Consider the following 20,255-nt stretch of genomic DNA (forward strand, 5'->3'; position numbering starts at 1 on the left):
TGACGTGACTGGCGACGGCGCTCGTAGGTAGAGCGCCGTTCGCTATGTCTGCCGGGTATGCCCCGCCGCCCCTCAATCGTGGGCCGGGAGCCGCCGTCCAGGACCACCGTGCAGGAGCGCCGGATAGGGCCGCCCCGGCGTGAGGGGGCTGTTGGTCAGCCGCGCATGAAGGCTTCGCAGATCGCCTGCGAGTCGCGGGCCGCCGCGGCGGTGGCGGCGGCGCAGTGGCGGAGCCAGGTGGCGACGCCTTCGGGGGTGCCGGGCGCGTAGGCGCGGAGGGCCTCGGGGTATTCGGCGGCCAGTTCGGCGTGCCCGACCTCGGGGGCGGTCAGCGACTTGGGGTCGAGGCCACGGGAGACCAGGGTCAGGCGTTGCGCTGCCCGCGCGACGATGCCGTCGCCCCAGCCGAACGGGCGGAGCGTGAGCAGTTCGCCGTGCACGACACCGGCGACGACGATGGCCGGCGCCTTGGTCTGGCCGGTCAGGAGGCCGCTGAGCATGTCGAGGCGGCCCGCCACCTCGGCGGGGGACGGCGGTTCGCCCAGCCCGAGGACGTCGGTGGCCTTCTGGCCGTCGCCCCGCGGGCGGCCCAGGTCGGCGTCGTCCACGGCGTCCGCAGCGGCCAGGACGTGGAGCCGGGCGAGCACCTGCCGGGGGGCCTGGCGCCAGGTCTCGGCGAGTGAGCCCAGCTCGGCCGACACCCGCAGGGCCCCTTGGACGACCGGGTCCGTGGGGCTCGTGCCGCCGCGCAGTTCGTCGAGCGTGACCGTGACGCCCTCCAGCTCCGCCGAGGCCCGGGCGCCGCGCAGGGCGGATTCGGTGGACACCTCGGCACTGCGGCGCCGCAGAATGCGGTGCCCCAGCAACCGGTCCACGGCCTTACGGGCGTCGGCCACCGCGCCGTCCACTCCGGGCAGCGCGGCGACTTGGGCGAAAGCATCGGTCACGGGCATGACCTTATGCGGTCCGTGCCGCCGCCAAGCGCCCGCGTTGGCGCGCCGGCGCGAGATCGGACGGGTGTTTGCCCGGGACCAGGGGTGGAACGGACCGTAGGAACCGGAGGACGCGCAGGCGGTGCTGTGTTCGGCATCACATAGCATCCGTCGCGGAGCCTTGATCGCCGGACGCCGTTCGTCCACAGGCCAGGGCAGGACTTGTGACGCAGGTCCCATCCCTGGTGGAGTGGGCTCACCGGGCGCCTTCCCCGTCGTTAGCAAGGAGTACGCGTTGAGCCAGAGTCAAGAGACACTTTCGAATCTGCTGCAGGAGACGCGGCGCTTCGAGCCGCCCGCGGAGCTCGCCGAGGCCGCCAATGTCAAGGCCGACGCGTACGACCAGGCGGCTGAGGACCGGCTCGGCTTCTGGGAACGTCAGGCCGACCGGCTCGCATGGTCCAAGCGGTGGGACACGGCGCTCGACTGGAGCAACCCGCCGTTCGCCAAGTGGTTCGTGGGCGGCGAGCTGAACGTCGCGTACAACTGCGTCGACCGCCATGTCGAGGCGGGCAAGGGCGCCAAGGTCGCGTTCCACTGGGAGGGCGAGCCCGAGGGCGACACCCGCACGCTGACGTACGCCGACCTCCAGCGCGAGGTCAACAGGGCCGCGAACGCGCTGCTGGAGCTGGGCATCCAGAAGGGCGACCGGGTCGCCATCTACATGCCGATGATCCCGGAGCTGCCGATCGCGATGCTGGCGTGCGCGCGCATCGGCGCGACGCACTCGGTGGTCTTCGGCGGATTCTCGGCGGACGCGCTGCGCACCCGCATCGACGACGCGCAGGCCAAGCTGGTCATCACGGCCGACGGCGGCTACCGGCGCGGCAAGCCGTCCGCGCTCAAGCCGACCGTGGACGAGGCCGTCGAGAGCACCCCGAGCATCGAGCACGTGCTGGTCGTACGGCGGACGGGCGAGGAGGTCGCGGAGAACGGCCGGGACGTGTGGTGGCACGACGTCGTCGACCGCCAGCCGGACGAGCACACCGCCGAGGCCCACGACGCCGAGCACCCGCTCTACATCCTCTACACGTCCGGTACGACGGGGAAGCCGAAGGGCATCCTGCACACCACCGGCGGCTACCTGACGCAGGTCGCCTACACCCACCACGCCGTGTTCGACCTCAAGCCGGAGACCGACGTCTACTGGTGTTCGGCCGACATCGGCTGGGTGACCGGCCACTCGTACATCGTGTACGGCCCGCTCGCCAACGGCGCGACCAGCGTGATGTACGAGGGAACGCCGGACACGCCGCACCGCGGCCGCTGGTGGGAGATCATCCAGAAGTACAAGGTGTCGATCTTCTACACCGCGCCGACCGCGATCCGCACGTTCATGAAGTGGGGCGACGACATCCCGGCGCAGTTCGACCTGTCGTCGCTGCGCGTCCTGGGCAGCGTCGGCGAGCCGATCAACCCCGAGGCGTACGTCTGGTACCGCGAGCACATCGGCGCCGGCACGACGCCGGTGGTCGACACGTGGTGGCAGACCGAGACCGGCGCCATCATGATCAGCCCGCTGCCGGGCGTGACCGCGGGCAAGCCGGGCGCGGCCATGAAGCCGCTGCCGGGCATCGTCTCGGACGTGGTGGACGACCAGGCGCAGTCGGTGCCGAACGGCGGCGGCGGGTTCCTGGTGGTCAAGGAGCCGTGGCCGTCGATGCTGCGCACGATCTGGGGCGACGACGAGCGCTACCTGAAGACGTACTGGTCGCGGTTCGAGGGGCTCTACTTCGCCGGTGACGGTGCCAAGAAGGACGACGACGGCGACATCTGGCTGCTCGGCCGGGTGGACGACGTGATGCTGGTGTCGGGCCACAACATCTCGACCACCGAGGTCGAGTCGGCCCTGGTCTCGCACCCGAAGGTCGCCGAGGCCGCGGTCGTGGGCGCCACCGACCCGGTCACCGGGCAGGCCATCGTCTCGTTCGTCATCCCGCGCGGCAGCGCCGGCGAGGAGGTCGAGGGCGAGGAGTTCCTCAAGGAGCTGCGCGACCACGTCTCCAAGACGCTGGGCCCGATCGCCAAGCCGCGCCAGATCATGATCGTTCCGGAACTGCCGAAGACCCGTTCCGGCAAGATCATGCGGCGGCTGCTGCGCGACGTCGCCGAGAACCGCAGCATCGGCGACGTCACCACGCTGGCCGACAGCACGGTGATGGACCTGATCTCCGAGAAGCTGCCCAGCGCCAAGTCCGAAGACTGACCGGACGCCGCGCGACCCCGACCGGACGCCGCGCGACCCCGACCGGACGCCGCGCGACCCTGACCGAACGCCGCGCGACCCCGACCGACACGCCCCGGGCGCCTTCCCCGCGGAAGGCCCCGGGGCATCGCGCTGTCAGGGCTCCGGCGTGCACGTGGGAAAGGCCCCGGGGTGTCGCGTTGGGAGGCGACGGGACGCGACCGAAACGCCCATGAGGGTACGGAGGGTGATCTCGGCCAGTCGGAGGCATCAAGGCGGCGTAAGCGACGATCACCGGGGGTAGGCTGCCCCACAGGTGTGCCGGGAAGTCTGGTCGGCGGGGGCCGACCCATCCCGGTTTCACGGCAGGGGTGACGGTTCTCGGCCGCCCACCACTGCCGAATCCGGGGGAACAATGCCGCAAGTCGCATCCCGTTGGCCGTTCCGGCCCACAGCCAGGTACAGCCGCAACCTCGCCGAGGCGCTGCGCGCCGAGACCGTCGGCGGCGTCATCATGCTCGGCGCCACGGTCGCCGCCCTGATCTGGGCCAACACACCCTGGTCGGACCTCTACGACGACCTGCGGGCGTTCGAGGTCAGCCCTTCCTGGCTCGGCCTCGGCCACATGGACCTCCAGCACTGGGCGTCCGGCGGGCTCCTCGCGGTGTTCTTCTTCATCGCCGGGCTCGAACTCCGCGAAGAGCTCACGCACGGCGAGCTGCGCAACCCGCGGGACGCGGCGCTACCCGTGATCGCCGCGTTCGCGGGCGTCGCCGTCCCGGCGCTCATCTTCCTGGCGATCAGTGCCGGCGAGCCCGGGGCAGCCCGCGGCTGGGCGATCCCGACGGCCACCGACATCGCGTTCGCGCTCGCCGTCCTCGCCGTGACGTTCTCCCAGTGCCCGGCGCCGCTGCGCGCGTTCCTGCTCACGCTCGCGGTGGTGGACGACCTCATCGCCATCACGATCATCGCGATCTTCTACACCGACCACCTCGAGTTCCTGCCGCTGGCGCTGAGCGTGCTGCTGATCGGGGTGTACGGGCTGTTGCAGAGCAGGGGGTTCCGTTCCCCCTGGGTCTACGTTCCGCTCGCGGTCCTCGGCTGGTACTTCATGCAGCGCAGCGGCGTGCACGCCACCGTCGCCGGGGTCGCGCTCGGCATGCTCACCAGCCCCCGCGAGACGCGGGACGAACGTCCGACCAACGCCGAGAGCGCCGACCACGCGCTGCGGCCGTTCTCCGCCGGGGTGTGCGTGCCCGTGTTCGCGTTCATGTCGGCCGGGGTCACGCTGAACGGTTCCGCGCTCGGCGCGGTCTTCGAGGACCGGATCGCCATCGGAGTGATCGCCGGGCTGGTGGTCGGTAAATTCGTGGGGGTCTTCGGCGGGGCGTGGGCGGCCGTCCGGCTCGGGCTGACCACTCTCGGGGACGAACTGCACTGGCGGGAGATCGCCGGAGTCGCGCTCCTGGCCGGAGTCGGATTCACCGTTTCACTGCTGATCGGCGGTTTGGCCTACCCCGACCCGGCACAATTCGAGAGAGTGACAACAGCGGTCCTGATCGCGAGCCTCATCGCCTCGGCGGCCGCCAGCACGGTCTTCCGGCACCGGGTCCGGCAGCGTGCGCGAGCCGAGGTCCCCGAATAGGCGGACGACCCCGGGCGACACGCCGGGCGGCGCGGCTGCCAGGCTGAGGCAGCCGCCCCCGCATCCGGCCGGGGCCCTGGAAGGAGAAGAACGACATGAGCGGAGCATTGCCGGGCGAGCGCGTCGAGGACAAATCCCTCGGTGAGCTGGTCGCGATGGCCTCGAGCAACGTCTCCAACCTGGTCAGGTCGGAGATGGACCTGGCGAAGATGGAGCTCAAGGCCGACGCCAAGAAGGCGGCCATCGGCAGTGTGCTGTTCGCCATCGCGGGCCTGTGCGGCGGCATGATCGTCATTCTGCTGTCGATCGCCCTCGCGTACGGCCTGGTGGCGCTGGGCATCTGGCACTGGGCCGCGTTCCTCATCGTCGCCGGGATCTACCTGCTGCTCGCGGCGGTCCTCATCCTCATCGGCTACTGGCGGATGAAGAAGATCGACGGGGCCAAGCGCACCCGCCGCACCCTCAAGGACGATCTGACGATGCTGCGGCGCCGGGGCGAGGACCGGGAGCCGGCAGTGACGGCCCCGGACGCTCCCGCGCTCACGGACTGACCTCCCATGACCGGGCGCGACGAATCGGTCATCGAGATCGAGGGACCCTGGACACACCGGGCGGTCAGCGCCGGCGGCACCCGCTTCCATGTCGCGGAGATGGGCGAGGGGCCGCTGGTCCTGCTGCTCCACGGGTTCCCCGAATTCTGGTGGTCATGGCACAACCAGCTGGTGTCGTTGTCGGCGGCCGGCTACCGCGTGGCCGCCGTCGACCTGCGCGGATACGGCGGCAGCGACAAGCCGCCGCGCGGCTATGACCTGGTCACCCTGGCCGGGGACGCCGCCGGGCTCGTGCGCGCGCTCGGCGAGGCCAACGCGATCGTCGTCGGCCATGACCTCGGCGGGCTCCTCGCCTGGACGATGGCCGTCTACCACCCCAAGGTCGTGCAGCGCCTGGCCGTGGTGAGCGCCCCGCACCCGCTCCGTCTCCGCCAAGCCGTACGGGGGGACGTCAAGGGGCAGGCCTGGGCGACCAAGCACACGTTCGGATTCCAGGTGCCCATGTGGCCCGAACGCCGCCTCGTACGCAACGACGCCGCCCTGGTGGGCCGCCTGTTGCACGAGTGGTCCGGGCCCGGGTGGCCTGACGAACGCACCGAACGCCTCGTCCGGCGCGCCATCCAGGTGCCCGGGGTGGCGCACTGCGCCCTCGAATACCACCGGTGGCTCTTCCGTTCCGCCCCACGCCCCGACGGCATCCGCTACACCCGCCAGATGCGCACCCCGATCCAGGTGCCCACCCTGCAACTGCACGGCGCGCTCGACCGCTGCACGCTCCCCGACAGCGCCCAGGGCTCCGGCCGGTACGTCGCCGCCCCCTACCGCTGGAAGCTCATCGAGGGCACGGGCCACTTCCCTCACCAGGAACGCCCGCGCTCGTTCGACACCCAGCTCATCGGCTGGCTCCACGACCCCGAACCCGACCGCTGACCCCCAGCCCAGCTCGGCGCACCCGCCCAGCCCTGGCCAGCCACTCAGCCCGCGCCAGCCCACTGCCCGCCCAGCCCGACTGCCTCGATTCACCCCCTCCGGCCAGGCCGGGTCGGGTCGGTGGGGAACGGCGTGGGGTGGCGGGCGTACGGTGGCGGGATGCGGGACCGGGATGAGCTGGGTCGGGCACGCAACGCGCGGCCCCGGGACGCGTACGGGCGGCCGCTGGCGCACGGCGAGGCCGGGGAGCCGACGATGCCCGACGACCTCCGGCTGGCACCTGAGGCCGCTCTGCGTGAGGCTCAGCGGCTTCTGGACGCTGATCGGCCCTTTCATGCCCATGAGGTGCTGGAAGCCGTATGGAAGGCCGCTCCGGAGCAGGAACGGGAGCTCTGGCGCGGTTTGGCCCAAGTCGCGGTCGGGATCACCCACCTCCGGCGAGGCAACCCCAAGGGCGCCGCGGCCCTGCTGACAAGGGCCGCCGACCGCCTGGAGCCCTTCGCCGCCGGCCCCCCGTACGAGATCGACGTAGCCGGAGTCGTCCGCACAGCCCGCGCACTGGCCACAACCCCAGAAACCACCGCCCCCATACAGCTACAGCTCACCGCCTGAACGAACTGAACACCTGAGGCGGGGTGGACGCCCGGGGCGGGTCAGTCGGAGCAGTTGCCGGTGGCGGCGGGGAGGGTGGCGGTGGCGCCGGCTCGGGCGTCGGCGGCCACCTCTTCGGCGGTGAGGGCGTAGCCGGTGGGGGTGTCGGTGTCGAGCGCGGCGGCGAAGATGACGCCGTAGACGGTGCCCTCCTTGGAGAGGAGCGGGCCGCCGGAGTTGCCCGGCTCGACCTTGCCGCGGATGGCGTAGATCTCACGGCTGACCTGGCCGGAGTGGTAGATGTCCTGGCCGCGGGCCGTCTGCCGGGCGCGGATGCGGGCGGCGTCGGCGGTGAACGGGTGGTTCTTGGGGAACCCCGCGATGATCGCGTCGTCCTGGTTGCGGGCGGGCCCGGCGAACTTCAGCGTGGGCGCGCTCAGCCCCGGTACGTGGAGGACGGCGATGTCGCGCTGCGGGTCGTAGAGGACGACGCGGCCCGCCGAGGCGCGCGGCGCGTTCAGGGTCTGGACGCGCGAGTCGCCGCGCGCTCCGGCCACGACGTGCGCGTTGGTCATGACCCGGTCGGGCGCGAAGACGAACCCGGTGCCCTCGATGCGGCGCTGGCACTGCGGCGCGGTGCTGACGATCTTGACGATGCTGCGCTTGGCGTTGCGCAGGGCCTGGGTGTTGAGGATGGCGTCGTCCGGCGGCGGCACCTCGGTGATCGACTCGCCGCCGAGGCCGTTGAAGACCTGCGGGAAGCCGCTGTCCTCCTTGACGAACCTCTTGAACGAGGCGAACCACGTCTGCGCCTGGTGGGGCATCATCCGGTCGACGCCGTTGAGGATCGACGAGTCGTCGACCTGGGTGCGGACCGGCCTGAACGCCGACTGCGACACCAGGCTGCCGAAGAACCAGGCGACGAGCACCAGCGACAGCGAGCTCACCACCGCGCCGCCCGCCGCGTCCACCGTGCGCGCGTTGATGCCGGTCACCCGGTTGCGCAGCACCGCGCCCGCGGAGGAGGCGACGAGCTGCCCGAGGGTGGCGGCGAGGAAGGCGATGACGATCGCCAGCAGTGCCTGCTGGGCGGTTCCCTCGACGACGGCCTCGGCGATCGGGGGCGCCAGGAGCACCCCCACGACACCGCCGCCGACGAAGCCGACGAAGCTCAGCAGGCTCACGATGAAGCCCTGCCTGTAGCCCGACACCGCGAAGAGCACGATGAGCACAAGCAGGATCAGATCGAGAACGTGGTCGCCCAGCACCGCTTCACCGTATAGCGCGATGGCCGATGTTCACGTCCCCTCAGCGGACCAGATTCACTGTCCCCGCATAACCGCCGGGAGCGACTCGCCGCCGCGCGGGTAGCCGCGGGGATGTACGCAGGGCGGTCGGGGTCAGCCGCGAGCGGCGAGATTCAGCACTTCGGGGGGCAGGTCCTCGACGTGGTCGGCGTCCCACGGGCGGTCCCAGCCGCCCGCGGCGAGCACCTGCGTCAGCAGTCCGGCGGTGAATCCCCACACCAGCATGCCGCGCGCCTTGAACGCCGGGCCGAGCTTCATGCCGGACGGATGCCGCACGGTCAGCCTGTTGGCCGGGTCGACCAGTTCGGCGATCGGGACCCTGGCGACCGTGGCGACCTCGCCGGGGTGGCCGGGCGAGACCTCGGACGGCTCGCGCCACCAGGCCGCCACGGGCGTGACCCGGTAGTCGCTGCGGGAGAGGTAGAGCTCGGGCAGGACGCCGATGACGTCGCAGCCGGACGCCTGGACGCCGGCCTCCTCCCAGGCCTCGCGGAGCGCGGCGTCGACGGGGCCGTCGTCCTCGGGGTCGATCCGGCCGCCCGGGAACGCGGGCTGGCCGGCGTGCTTGGCGAGCGTGGCGGCACGTTCGGTGAGGAGGATGTCCGGTCCGTTCACGCCGTCCCCGAACAGGATCAGCACCGCCGCGGCGCGTGCGGACGCGGTCGGCCGCAGGAGCGGCGGAACCGGCATCCGGGGTGCCGCGGCGACGAAATCGTCGAGCCATTCGGGATGAGTCACGCCTCTGCCAACCCGATCACGCCTGAGATCCTTCCCGTATCCCCTGTTTCGGCCATCACGACCCCGAGCGGGGTCGGGTCGATGATCAGTTGGGCGGGCCGGTCTTGACGAGCTTGCGGGCCTCCTCGGCCTCGATGGGACCCTCGCCGTACGACGGGCACAGCCTGGCCAGCGGGCAGACGCCGCAGGCCGGACGGCGCGCGTGGCACATGCGGCGGCCGTGCCAGATCAGCCGGTGCGACATGATCGTCCAGTCCTTGCGCGGGATCAGCTCGCCGATCTGGTACTCGACCTTGACCGGATCGGTCTCGGTCGTCCAGCCGAACCGGCGCACCAGCCGCCCGAAGTGCGTGTCGACCGTGATCCCGGGAACGTCGAAGGCGTTGCCGAGCACCACGTTGGCCGTCTTCCGCCCGACGCCCGGCAGCGTGACCATCTCATCCAGCGTCCGGGGCACCACACCACCGAAGGTGTCCCGCAACGCCACCGACAGCCCCATCACAGACTTGGTCTTGGCCCGGAAGAAACCGAGCGGCTTGAGCATCTGCTCCACGTCCTCCGGGTTGGCCGCGGCCAGATCCTCCGGGGTCGGGTACTTGGCGAACAACGCCGGTGTGGTCTGATTCACCCGCACGTCCGTCGTCTGCGCCGACAGCACCGTGGCGATCAGCAACTCGAACGGATCCGTGAAGTCCAACTCACAGTGCGCATCCGGATACGTCTCCGCCAGGATCCGGTCCATCTTCCGCGCCCGCCGCACCAGCCCCAGACGCGTCTCATTCGCAAACCTGCGAGCCCGCGCCCGCGGAGTCTCCACCGTCGCCATACCCGCCAGATTAGAGCCTCCCAGAGACGATCAGCGGACGGTTGAGGCCCCGAGCATGGTCGGCACCCGCCCCTGATCAACGGCATCGCAACCGCTTGTGAAGGCCCGCGTCGACCTCCCGGGTGAAGCCGGGGCAAGCGGGGAGCAGCGGGTCTCCGGCTCCAGCGTCGATGAGCCGTCAGCGTCCGGAGAGCACCGGGGCCACCTCCTTGGCCGCCGCGTACGCGCCGCGCATCGCGTGCTTTCCGTCGATCGGGTGGCGTTCGTCGGCCTCCTCGTAGGTCACCTGGACGAGCACGTTTCCGTCCCGGAAGAGGACCACGGCGGGAATGACTCCCGGGACGTGCGCGGTGTACGCCTGGTCGCCGAGCCCCGCGACGGGGCGGAAGTACTTTCGGTCGCGAACGCTGAGCGGCTCCTCGGCACGGGCGTCGCCGTGCCGGATCACGTACTCGCGGGTGGCCAGCCAGGTGCCGTCGAACGGCCCGCCGCCGGGCACGACCGCCGTGATGACTTTGAGCTCAGAGTCCATCGAGGTCCAGGAGCAGCCGCGATACCGAGCTCCCTCGACAACGAGGCCCATGGTGGTCGACCGGGATTCGTCGGTGTCGATAGGGCCCTTGAGCAGGCGGCGCAGGGTCCGGTCGGAGACCGCGGTGCAAAGGTCGGGGACCGTACGGGCCGGTGTCGAACGTGGGGCGGGTGCGATGACCGGGCGAGCGGGTGTGCCGGCGCCCAGCCCGGTCACGACCTCCGCCGCGGCGGCCAGGGCGCCGTCCAGCGCGGTCTGTTCCGGAAGCGGCAGCCGGATGCCCCGGTACTGGACGATGACCTTCGTGTTGCCCGTACGGGCCACGACCGTGACGCCGTTCGAGGGCGACGACTGCACGAGTGCCTCGTCACCCAGACCGGTCACCCGCCTGTCGGTCATGCCGGACCACTTTGCCCCGAACGACCGCATGGCCTCGCCGACCGCCGATCGCCCGGCGCGCGTCATCCCCGCGTACTGGAGTGTGGTGGCTCCGGGCGACAGGCTGAGGCCGATGGACAGGAACCGGCGCGACCCCTCATCGCTGCGCGAGGACCACACGCATTCCCCTTGGCCACCGTCCTTGGACATGCGCGGCTCGGTCACCAGGCGGCCCACGGTGGCGGCCGAGATCCCACATCCCTTCGGCAACGTCCGGACGATCGGCCCTGACGGGACGCGATCGGGCGCCGCCGGCGCGTCGGGCATCCATTCGAAGCTCCCGCGCGCCGGGATCACCCAGGCCAGGATGATGCTCACCACGAACACCACGGCGAGCGCGACGCCCACGGTCACCGTCTCCTCGACGCCCGGACGCTCCTGGCCCGGACGCGGCCCCTGCGAGTTCCCCCTCATGATCGCAACGACCTCTCCACGGCGACGGCGACCGTGTAGGCGCTGTCGATCAACCGGCTCCCGCTCAGCTCGGTGTCCTCGTCGTCCCCTGAGTAGGCCACTTCGACCAGCACGTTGCGTTTCTGGAAGAGCACCACACCGACGTCGTTCGACGAGGAACTCTTCTCGACCTTCGTGACCGCGAAGGCCCGATCGCCCGGCCCGGCCAGCGGCCTGAACCCTTCGAGCTTGTCGATCCCCGGCGTTTTGCCGTCGCGCAGATCCAGATGCATCCCCTGGTACTGGCGCGTGGCGGTGAAGACCCCCAGGCCCGGCAGTCGTTCTTCCGCGACCGCGAACGACACGGTGAGCTTGCGTTCCTGGCCCTTGTTCGAATATCGGGAGGTGCGGGCGTTCCAGGTGCATCCGTCGACGGACATCCCGCCGAGGTACGCCCCGGGGAACAGGGTTGCCCCTCCCCGCCGCCGGTAAGCACCACGGGCGACCTTGTCGACCGTGCCATCGGGAACCGCGTCGCACGGTTTGGGAATCTGCCGCAAAGGCGGCGTGACCGGATGCTTCACCGCGCTCAGCGCTGGTCGCGCGGCGGCTCCCATGCTTCTGGCCGTCTCGGCCGCCACCGCGAGCACGCCGTCCACCGCGGTCTTCTCCGAGATCGTCCTGCGATCGCCACCGACGGCGTCCCAGCCCTTGTAGCGAACCGTCACGACGGCATTACCCTCCCGGAAGCTGACGGTCGCGCCCTCGGTGTCGGTCTCCGCCGAGTAGCGGGCGATGGCCTCCTCACCGAGGCCCTCCACGATCTTGGGCGGCAAAGAGCCCGTCGCCGCGCCCGGCCTGGTCACGCTCACCGACCGCATCGCCTCGCTGATCGGTGACTGCTGTCGGCCCTCCGCCAGGCTGATGTCGACGTTCAACACGCGCTCGTTGCGGAAGTCACCCGTGCAGAAGTCGCACTCTTCCTTGCCGTCGTCCAGCGAGTACCACATGCAGCTTCCCGGGCCGCCTTGCCTGAACACGTTGCCCTTCTCGGCGTCACGGTCGGCCCCCGGCGCGAGCCTGGCGGCAGTCGCGTCCGACACCCCGCAGTTGCGAGGCGGCTTCGTGAAGATCCGGCCGGCGGGAACGGCATGCGGCCCCCCGCGTGCCGCGACCAGGGGCCCGTCAGAGATCCCACCGGGGCCGGACCTCCGCGAGAGGACCACGCCGACCGTGACCGCGACGACCAGCGCGAGCGCTGCGGCGACGGCCCCGCGTCGCAGCCTGCGGTCGGCCCGGAACCGGGCAGTCCCATCCTGCGGTTCGGAATCGGACACGTGGGCTCCTGGAGATCACGATGTTGTCGATCTCATCTGATTCCACCGTTGATGCGAAAGTTCGAAGATCAGCCGACGAAATGTACGAGGGCGCCCGACCGGCTAACAATTGTCCCGGTTTGATCATCTGAACGGATGCAGGGAGCCCCTCGGACGCGGGGCCACCTCCGTCGCCATGCCCGCAAGAGAAGAACGCCCGGGGCGCCGGATCGGCCAGGCCTGCGAACGCGCTTCCGGCCAGTCCGTTATCGGTCGAACGGATGCGGTGTGACGGCGTTCACCCGATCATCCGTACACTGGTCAGGCAGGACTTCGGCGATCACCAGGCTGGACGCACCGTGTGTGGCCCGGCTCACACCGGACACCAGGAGCGGTCCTCCCGGTCCGGAGAGAGGGCCGGATACGGTGCCGTACGGGCTGATCGGCCACCGGAGCGAGGCGGGTCCACCGTTTCGGAGCACGAGGGCGACGGCAGGAGCACGTCCTCGGTTTCGGCGCGCCGTGGCCCCACCTTCACGTACGCGGTGGGACGTACGTCACACTAAGCATGTAGGTGTTCGAGGAGGAGAAGCGTGACCGACCGCGACGTGGACGTTCTGAGCAGAGCTCCGCTTTTCGAGGCCCTCGACGAGCAGGGGGCCAAGGCGCTGCGCGCCAATGTGACCGAGGTGCGACTGGCCCGCGGTCAGACGCTCTTCAACGAGGGCGAGACGGGCGACCGCCTGTACGTCGTCCTCGAGGGCAAGATCAAGCTGACCAGGACCGCGCCGGACGGCCGCGAGAACCTGCTCAGCGTTCTCGGCCCGAGTGAGATGTTCGGCGAGTTGTCGTTGTTCGACCCGCGGCCCCGTACGGCCAGCGCGATCGCCGTGACGGAGTGCCGGCTGGCCGGACTCGGTCACGACGACCTGCGTCCCTGGCTGACCGGGCACCCGGAGGTCGGCGTCCAGTTGCTGCGCGCCCTGGCCCAGCGGCTGCGCAAGACCAACGACATCATGGCCGACCTGGTCTTCACGGACGTGCCGGGCCGTGTGGCCAAGGCGTTGCTGGACCTGGCCGAGCGTTTCGGGCAGCCGTCGGAGAACGGGCTGCACGTTCACCACGACCTCACCCAGGAGGAGCTGGCCCAGCTGGTCGGCGCCTCGCGGGAGACGGTCAACAAGGCCCTGGCCGACTTCGCTCAGCGCAACTGGCTGCGCATCGAGGCCCGCGCCGTGGTGATCCTCGACATCGACCGCCTCCGCAAGCGCTCCAAGTAACCTCCTCGGCCTCACAGGCGCCGCGTCCCGCTTCAGACGGCACGTTCATCCGTCTCCAGCGGCGCGGTGTCCCTGACGCGTACGCCTACATCCCACCCGACAGATGCGCCCGCCCCAGACAAGGGGCCGGGCGCATCTGTCGTTCCACGCCCCATCGCCAGAGAACGCCACCATCACGAGCCGCCACTGCCAGGGGCGCCGCTGTGGCTGGGGCGCCACTGTGGCCAGGCGCGCCACTGCCAGGCGCTACTGCCAGGGAGCACCGCGATTAGGAGGCGCTACTGCCGGGGCGCCCCGCCGTTGAGGGGCCGCTGTCAGGAGGCGCCACTGCTGGGGGCGCCGGTGTCAGGGGGCGCGGCGGTCCTTGAGGTAGTCGAGCTGAGCCTGGACGGACCATTCGGCCGCCGGCCACAGGGACTTGTCCACGTCCGCGTAGACGATCTCGACGACCTCGCGGGCCGTACGGGCGCCCGCCTCCACGGCGGCCTCGACCTGGGCGAGCCGTTCGCGGCGGTGGGTGATGTAGTGGTCGAGCGCGGCGATCGGGTCGTCGAGCCTGGGCCCGTGGCCGGGCAGGATCACCGCGGCCCCGGCCTCCTCCGAGAACGTCCGCAGCCGGTCGAGCGAGCTCAGGTAGTCGCCGAGGCGCCCCTCCACGACGGTCGTCCCGTACCCGAGGACCGTGTCGCCCGTCAGCACCGCGCCGTCGGCCGGGAGCCAGAACGTCAGCGAGTCGTCGGAGTGGCCGGGCGTCTCCATGATCCGCAGCTCCAGGCCGCCGGTGGTGACGACGTCGCCCTCGACCAGGCCCTCGTCGCCGAGGCGGTGCTTGGGGTCCATCGCCCGCACGGCCACCGGCCGGCGCCCCTGGCCCGCGGCGAGCTCGGCGAACTTCGCGGCGCCGGCGGAGTGGTCGGGGTGGCCGTGGGTGAGGAGGACCAGGCCGACCCGCCTGCCCTGCTCGGCGACGACGCCCGCGACGCGGCGCAGGTGCTTGCCGTCCTTGGGGCCCGGGTCGACGACCACGACCTCTTCGGCGCCGGGTTCGCCGATGATCCAGGTGTTGGTGCCGTCAAGGGTCATCGCGGACGGGTTCGGCGCCAGTACGCAGGTCGCCCGTTCGGTACCCATCCCGTCGATCTCGCTCATTCCACCCATCTTGCCCGAGCGCCGATCAGGGTGATCGACCGGATTCCAGCCGAGCCGGTCGAGGTGCCGCAGCAGCGACGTCCCGCTGAGCCGCCACATGGCGGCCTGCCAGAGCGGGGTCGTGCGCCGCGACATCCCGTCACCCTCCGGGGTAGTGCGGTGTCGCCTCCGGCGGCAGGACGAGGTAGGCCTCGCCGTCGACGATCTCCGCCTTGGGCTCGTGCACGACGATCTTCCGCTCGGCGGCGAGCACGTCCGCGACCGTCTCGTACTCGGCCAGCTCGGCGAGCGTCGCCAGGGTCGGCGGCAGCATGAACCACTCGCCCGCGCGGGCCTTCTCGGCGGCCTCGGCCGGGCGCACCCACGCCACCCGGTCGGCCTCGGTGCTCACGTCGCGGGCCCGCTGCCCGGCGGGCATCGCGGCCACGAAGAAGCGCGTGTCGTACCGCTTGGGCTCGATCGCCGGGGTGATCCAGTGCGCCCAGGGGCGCAGCAGGTCCGATCGGAGGACGAGCCCGCGCCGGTCGAGGAACTCCCGCAACGACGACGAACGGTCGAGAAGCGCCTGCCGGTCGGCCTCCCAGTCGTCGCCGCGGGTGTCGCCCACGACCGAGCCCTCGGTCGGCCCGGCCAGCAGGACCAGCGTCTCCTCGAACGTCTCGCGCACGGCGGCGCACACGAGCTCGCGGGCCAGCGTCTCGTTCGCCGTGAACGCGGTGCCCCACTCGGCCGGAGACGGCCCCGACCAGCCGATCGTGTCGTCCCCGTCGCGCGGGTCCACCGACCCGCCCGGGAAGACGTACGCACCGGGCGCGAACGCCATCGACGAGACCCGCCGCAGCATGAACGCCTGCAGGCCGTGCTCGGCGTGATCCCGGAGCACGACGACCGTGGCGGCGTGGCGCGCCGGCACCGGCTGAACGGTGCCGTCCAGGATCCCCTGGATCTGTTCCCGGAACTCGGCCGGCAGCTTGAGTCCGTTCACTGGCGCCCGACCGAGCGCTCGTTCCACATGGCCCTCATGGCGGCCAATTCGGACATACCGAATGCCATTCCGTCAAGACCCGGACGGGACGGCGATCAGCCGACCTCGGCGATCAGTTCGACCTCGACGGCGGCGTTGCGGGGCAGGACGCTCACGCCCACGGCGCTGCGCGCGTGCTTGCCCGCGTCGCCGAAGACCTCGCCCAGCAGGTCGCTGGCCCCGTTCACCACCTGCGGCTGGCCGTGGAAGTCGGGCGCGCTGGCGACGAAGCCGACGACCTTGACGATCCGCTTCACCGCGGTGAGGTCGCCGACCTCGGCCCTGAGCGCGGCGATCGCGTTCAGCGCGCAGATCCGGGCCTGCTCGAACGCCTGCTCCGCGGTGACCTCGGCCCCCACCTTGCCGGTGACGGGCAGCTCGCCCTTCACGATCGGGAGCTGCCCGGCGGTGTAGACGAGCGACCCCGTACGCGCGGTCGGCTGGTAGGAAGCGAGCGGCGCGACGACCTCGGGCAGCTCCAGGCCGAGCTCCTGGAGGCGCTCCTCAGGCGTGGCCACCGTCACTGCTCCACTTCACGCTTGAAGTAGGCCACCAGGTTCTCCGGGTTGGGGCCCGGCAGGACGGTGACGAGCTCCCACCCGTCCTGGCCCCAGTTGTCGAGGATCTGCTTGGTCGCGTGCACCAGCAGCGGAACGGTCGCGTACTCCCACTTCTTCATGCCGCTCAGCCTAGCGATCGCCCCCACCCCACGAAGCCCTGACCAGCCCCCACCGCGGGCGCGGGCAGGGGTCAGGTCTTCGGGTCGCGGCGGGTGGGGGTGGGCTCTTCGGCGAGGGGGTCGGGACGGGCGGCCTCGATGCCCGGGGCTTCGCCGTCGGTGGAGCCGCTGACCTGCGGGGTGTCCTTCTTGGGCTGGTCGAGGCCGAGCACGGGCGGGACCTCGTCGGGGCTCTCGACCGGCGGCGGCCGCTCGGCCGCCTTGGCCAGCTCCTGCTCGGCCTTGGCGAGCCGTTCACTCAGGCCGGGCTTCTTCTCCTCGCCCTCGGGAGCGGCGGCGGGCGATCCCGCCGCCCGGTCGAAGAAGCGGAGGATCTCGACCGGGAGGGGCATGACCAGGGTGCTGTTCTTCTCCGCGGAGACCTCGACGACGGTCTGGAGGAGCCTCAGCTGGAGGGCGGCCGGGTCCTGCGACATGATCTCGGCGGCCGCGGCGAGGCGCTTGGACGCCTGGAACTCGCCGTCGGCGGTGATGATGCGGGCCCGGCGCTCCCGCTCGGCCTCGGCCTGGCGGGCCATGGAGCGCTTCATGCCCTCGGGGAGCGACACGTCCTTGATCTCGACGCGCTCGATCCGGATGCCCCAGGGCGCGTCGGTGATCTCGTCCATGATGCCGCGCAGCCGGGTGTTGATCTTTTCGCGCTCGCCAAGGAGCTCCTGCATGTCGGTCTGGCCGATGACCGAACGCAGCGAGGTCTGGCCGATCTGGGAGACCGCGTAACCGTAGTTCTGGACGTTCACTATCGCCTTGACCGGATCGATCACCCGGAAATAGACCACGGCGTCGACGCGGACGCTCACGTTGTCCTGCGTGATGCCCTCCTGCGCCGGCACGTTCATCGTGATCGTCTGCCGGTTGACCTTCTGCATGCGTTCCACGATCGGAATGATCATCGTCAGGCCGGGGGGCCGGACCGCGCCGGGACGCAGCTCCTCACCCCGCCTGACCTGACCGAACCGGAACACGATGCCGTGTTCGTACTGTTGAACGACCTTGATGGCGGCCGTGGCCGCGAGAAGGCCGAAGACCCCGAGGATCACCAGGAGGGTCAGGAGCACCGCCATGACGAGCACCTCCGCTCGGCGAGAATCCGAAGCTCATTCTTCGGACGTACCGGTTCGAAGACCGGTTTCACGTTTCCACGCTAACCCCGTGGGCACCGGCGAATACAACGGCCCGGCAGGTGGTTCCGAGATCCGGACGGCACCGTGTCAGGAATCACTTGCATGAGAGCGGGCGCCCTCTGAAGTCCTTGACGAGCGAACGATATGGTCGATTGGGTGAGCGCGAAAGACACCGATTGGGACGGCGTACGTCTCCACGTCGTCACTGGTAAGGGCGGTACGGGTAAGACCACCGTGGCCGCCGCCCTGGCCCTGGCGCTGGCCGCCAAGGGCCGCAAGGTGCTGCTGGTCGAGGTCGAGGGCAGGCAGGGCATCGCCCAGCTCTTCGACTGCCCGCCGCTGCCGTACGAGGAGCGCAAGGTCGCCGTCGCCCCCGAGGGCGGCGAGGTGTACGCGCTCGCCATCGACACCGAAGAGGCGCTCATCGAGTACCTCGAGATGTTCTACAACCTCAAGCGCGCCGGCAAGGCGATGTCCAAGCTGGGCCTGGTCGACTTCGTGACGACGATCGCCCCCGGGCTGCGCGACGTGATCCTGACGGGCAAGACCAGCGAGTCCGTGCGCCGCAAGGAGAAGAACGGCTCGTTCATCTACGACGCGGTGGTGATGGACGCGCCGCCCACCGGCCGGATCACCAAGTTCCTGAACGTCAACGACGAGGTGTCGGGCCTGGCCAAGGTCGGGCCCATCCGCAACCACGCCGACACCGTCATGAAGGTCGTGCGGAGCCCCGAGACCGCCGTGCACTTCGTCACGTTGCTGGAGGAGATGCCGGTCCAGGAGACCATGGACGGCATCCACGACCTCACCGAGGTCGGCCTCCCGATCGGCGGCGTGATCATCAACATGGAGCACCCGCCGGTGCTGGGCGAGGACGACCTGCGGGCCGCCGCCGAGGGCACCCTGGACGCGGACGAGATCGTTCGCGGGCTCAAGGCCGCCGGGCTGGAACGCGACGCGGAGGTGGTCGCCGCCGACCTCCTCCGCGAAGCCGGCGAGCACGCCCGGCGCACCGCGCTGCAGAAGCGCGAGAAGGAACGCCTCGAGGACATCGACCGGCCGCGCTACGTCCTGCCGCTGCTGACCGACGGCATGGACCTGGCCGGGCTGTACGACCTGGCGGAGGCACTTCGCGAGCAGGGAGCCGCCTGAGATGAGCCCGTCCGACAAGAACGCCGGCAGGCCCGCAGACACGACCCCGGGCACGAACGCCGGCAAGAGCGCTGGCAAGAGCGTGGGCAAGGGTGCGGGCAAGGGCCACGCGTCCGGCAAGCCCGCGGGCAGGACCCCGCCGGCGCTCGACATCGACGGGCTGCTCGACGACCCGCGCACGAAGATCATCGTCTGCTGCGGCTCCGGTGGCGTCGGCAAGACCACGACCGCCGCGGCGCTGGGGGTGCGCGCCGCCGAACGCGGCCGCGACGTCGTCGTGCTGACCGTCGACCCGGCGCGCCGGCTCGCCCAGTCGATGGGGCTGTCCGAGCTCGACAACAGCCCGCGCAAGATCGAGATCGAGGGCGACGGCGAGCTGCACGCCATGATGCTCGACATGAAGCGCACGTTCGACGAGATCGTCGAGGCGCACTCGGACCCGGACCGGGCCAAGACCATCCTGGCCAACCCGTTCTACCAGTCGCTCTCCTCGTCCCTGTCGGGCACGCAGGAGTACATGGCGATGGAGAAGCTCGGGCAGCTGCACCGTTCCGGCGCCTGGGACCTGATCATCGTCGACACCCCGCCGTCGCGGAACGCGCTGGACTTCCTGGACGCGCCGGAGCGCATGGGCCGCTTCCTCGACGGCCGCTTCATGAAGATCCTCGCGGCTCCGGCCAAGACCGGCGGGCGTTTCGGCGTCAAGGTGATCAGCGCCGGGTTCGGCATGTTCACCGGCGTGATCAACAAGGTGCTGGGCGTGCAGCTGCTGCGTGACGTGCAGACGTTCGTGGCGGCGTTCGACACGATGTTCGGCGGCTTCCGGGAGCGGGCGGAGAAGACGTTCAAGCTGCTCCAGACCCCGGGCACGGCCTTCCTGGTCGTCGCCGCGCCCGAGCCCGACGCCCTGCGCGAGGCGTCCTACTTCGTGGAACGCCTCGCCGAGGAACGTATGCCGCTGGCGGGCCTGGTCGTCAACCGCGTCCACGAGTCGGCCGCCGACAGCCTGTCCGCCGCGCGCAGCCAGGCCGCGGCCGAGACGCTGGAGGAACGCGGCGAGCACCAGCTCACCGCCGCCCTGCTGCGCCTGCACACCGACCGGATGCAGCTGGCCGCCCGCGAGGAGCGGCTGCGCGAGCACTTCGCGTCCACGCACCCGACGGTGCCGGTGACCGCCGTTCCGGCCCAGGCGGAGGACGTGCACGACCTCGAAGGCCTGCGCCGCGTCGGGGACGACCTCACCACCCGCCCCGCCGCCTGAGCCAGAGGTGCGACCTCGCTGGTCGGCGGAGTCTGAGCAGGTTTCGGCTGGGTTGACACCGACCCTCAGGCTCGACCGGAAA

At 70.8% G+C, this 20,255-nt stretch carries 19 protein-coding genes; 8 read left to right on the plus strand and 11 right to left on the minus strand.

Annotated features, from left to right (window positions below):
• Window positions 1-155: 155 nt before the first annotated feature.
• On the minus strand, window positions 156-947 hold the full coding sequence (locus ABZ810_RS07025) for an oxidoreductase (RefSeq protein WP_358400222.1): 792 nt from the start codon (window positions 945-947) through the stop codon (window positions 156-158).
• Window positions 948-1,227: 280 nt separating this feature from the next.
• On the opposite strand from ABZ810_RS07025, the gene acs reads away from it, so the two are divergent.
• From acs to ABZ810_RS07050, 5 genes are all read left to right on the plus strand, one after another.
• The gene (gene acs / locus ABZ810_RS07030; protein ID WP_358400225.1) at window positions 1,228-3,198 is read left to right on the plus strand and encodes an acetate--CoA ligase; all 1,971 of its coding nucleotides are present in this window, start codon (window positions 1,228-1,230) and stop codon (window positions 3,196-3,198) included.
• Window positions 3,199-3,592: 394 nt separating this feature from the next.
• Window positions 3,593-4,822 (plus strand): Na+/H+ antiporter NhaA, encoded by a 1,230-nt coding sequence (gene nhaA / locus ABZ810_RS07035; protein ID WP_358400228.1) that lies wholly within the window; start codon window positions 3,593-3,595, stop codon window positions 4,820-4,822.
• A gap of 95 nt (window positions 4,823-4,917) precedes the next feature.
• On the plus strand, window positions 4,918-5,373 hold the full coding sequence (locus tag ABZ810_RS07040) for a phage holin family protein (protein ID WP_358400230.1): 456 nt from the start codon (window positions 4,918-4,920) through the stop codon (window positions 5,371-5,373).
• Between the two features lie 6 nt (window positions 5,374-5,379).
• Window positions 5,380-6,303 carry an alpha/beta hydrolase gene (locus ABZ810_RS07045; RefSeq protein ID WP_358400232.1) on the plus strand — a complete coding sequence of 308 codons (924 nt, stop codon included), beginning with the start codon at window positions 5,380-5,382 and terminating at the stop codon, window positions 6,301-6,303.
• Between the two features lie 255 nt (window positions 6,304-6,558).
• Window positions 6,559-6,915: a DUF309 domain-containing protein gene (locus ABZ810_RS07050; protein ID WP_358400234.1), complete on the plus strand. Its 357-nt coding sequence runs from the start codon at window positions 6,559-6,561 to the stop codon at window positions 6,913-6,915.
• Between the two features lie 41 nt (window positions 6,916-6,956).
• Here ABZ810_RS07050 and ABZ810_RS07055 read toward each other — a convergent pair whose 3' ends face one another.
• From ABZ810_RS07055 to ABZ810_RS07075, 5 genes are all read right to left on the minus strand, one after another.
• The gene (locus ABZ810_RS07055; protein WP_358400236.1) at window positions 6,957-8,162 is read right to left on the minus strand and encodes a MarP family serine protease; all 1,206 of its coding nucleotides are present in this window, start codon (window positions 8,160-8,162) and stop codon (window positions 6,957-6,959) included.
• A 132-nt stretch (window positions 8,163-8,294) separates the two neighbouring features.
• Window positions 8,295-8,939 carry a CoA pyrophosphatase gene (locus ABZ810_RS07060; RefSeq protein ID WP_358400239.1) on the minus strand — a complete coding sequence of 215 codons (645 nt, stop codon included), beginning with the start codon at window positions 8,937-8,939 and terminating at the stop codon, window positions 8,295-8,297.
• An 85-nt stretch (window positions 8,940-9,024) separates the two neighbouring features.
• Window positions 9,025-9,765 (minus strand): endonuclease III, encoded by a 741-nt coding sequence (nth, locus tag ABZ810_RS07065; protein WP_358400241.1) that lies wholly within the window; start codon window positions 9,763-9,765, stop codon window positions 9,025-9,027.
• 178 nt (window positions 9,766-9,943) lie between these two features.
• Window positions 9,944-11,149 carry a hypothetical protein gene (locus ABZ810_RS07070; protein WP_358400243.1) on the minus strand — a complete coding sequence of 402 codons (1,206 nt, stop codon included), beginning with the start codon at window positions 11,147-11,149 and terminating at the stop codon, window positions 9,944-9,946.
• A complete protein-coding gene (locus tag ABZ810_RS07075; RefSeq protein ID WP_358400245.1) occupies window positions 11,146-12,465 on the minus strand; it encodes a hypothetical protein in 1,320 nt (439 codons plus the stop codon). Before ABZ810_RS07075 ends, ABZ810_RS07070 begins: the two co-directional genes overlap by 4 nt.
• 572 nt (window positions 12,466-13,037) lie before the next feature.
• On the opposite strand from ABZ810_RS07075, the gene ABZ810_RS07080 reads away from it, so the two are divergent.
• A complete protein-coding gene (locus tag ABZ810_RS07080) occupies window positions 13,038-13,724 on the plus strand; it encodes a Crp/Fnr family transcriptional regulator (protein WP_151559439.1) in 687 nt (228 codons plus the stop codon).
• A 345-nt stretch (window positions 13,725-14,069) separates the two neighbouring features.
• Here ABZ810_RS07080 and ABZ810_RS07085 read toward each other — a convergent pair whose 3' ends face one another.
• The 5 genes from ABZ810_RS07085 to ABZ810_RS07105 all read right to left on the minus strand — a co-directional run bounded on the left by ABZ810_RS07085 (window position 14,070) and on the right by ABZ810_RS07105 (window position 17,700).
• Window positions 14,070-15,008, minus strand: coding sequence for an MBL fold metallo-hydrolase (locus ABZ810_RS07085; protein WP_358400247.1), 939 nt, complete (start codon window positions 15,006-15,008; stop codon window positions 14,070-14,072).
• 4 nt (window positions 15,009-15,012) lie between these two features.
• Entirely contained in the window at window positions 15,013-15,858 is an 846-nt protein-coding gene (locus ABZ810_RS07090) for an NUDIX hydrolase (RefSeq protein ID WP_358400249.1), read from the minus strand.
• A gap of 95 nt (window positions 15,859-15,953) precedes the next feature.
• On the minus strand, window positions 15,954-16,415 hold the full coding sequence (locus ABZ810_RS07095) for a RidA family protein (RefSeq protein ID WP_358400251.1): 462 nt from the start codon (window positions 16,413-16,415) through the stop codon (window positions 15,954-15,956).
• Window positions 16,416-16,417: 2 nt separating this feature from the next.
• Entirely contained in the window at window positions 16,418-16,576 is a 159-nt protein-coding gene (locus ABZ810_RS07100; RefSeq protein ID WP_157420262.1) for a DUF4177 domain-containing protein, read from the minus strand.
• A 71-nt stretch (window positions 16,577-16,647) separates the two neighbouring features.
• Window positions 16,648-17,700: an SPFH domain-containing protein gene (locus ABZ810_RS07105; RefSeq protein ID WP_358400254.1), complete on the minus strand. Its 1,053-nt coding sequence runs from the start codon at window positions 17,698-17,700 to the stop codon at window positions 16,648-16,650.
• Window positions 17,701-17,916: 216 nt separating this feature from the next.
• On the opposite strand from ABZ810_RS07105, the gene ABZ810_RS07110 reads away from it, so the two are divergent.
• Both ABZ810_RS07110 and ABZ810_RS07115 read left to right on the plus strand, forming a co-directional pair.
• A complete protein-coding gene (locus ABZ810_RS07110) occupies window positions 17,917-18,912 on the plus strand; it encodes an ArsA-related P-loop ATPase (RefSeq protein WP_358400256.1) in 996 nt (331 codons plus the stop codon).
• Window position 18,913: 1 nt separating this feature from the next.
• Window positions 18,914-20,173: an ArsA family ATPase gene (locus ABZ810_RS07115; RefSeq protein ID WP_358400258.1), complete on the plus strand. Its 1,260-nt coding sequence runs from the start codon at window positions 18,914-18,916 to the stop codon at window positions 20,171-20,173.
• The last annotated feature ends 82 nt before the right edge of the window (window positions 20,174-20,255 follow it).

This window comes from Spirillospora sp. NPDC047279, assembly GCF_040643285.1.
Taxonomy (GTDB): domain Bacteria; phylum Actinomycetota; class Actinomycetes; order Streptosporangiales; family Streptosporangiaceae; genus Spirillospora.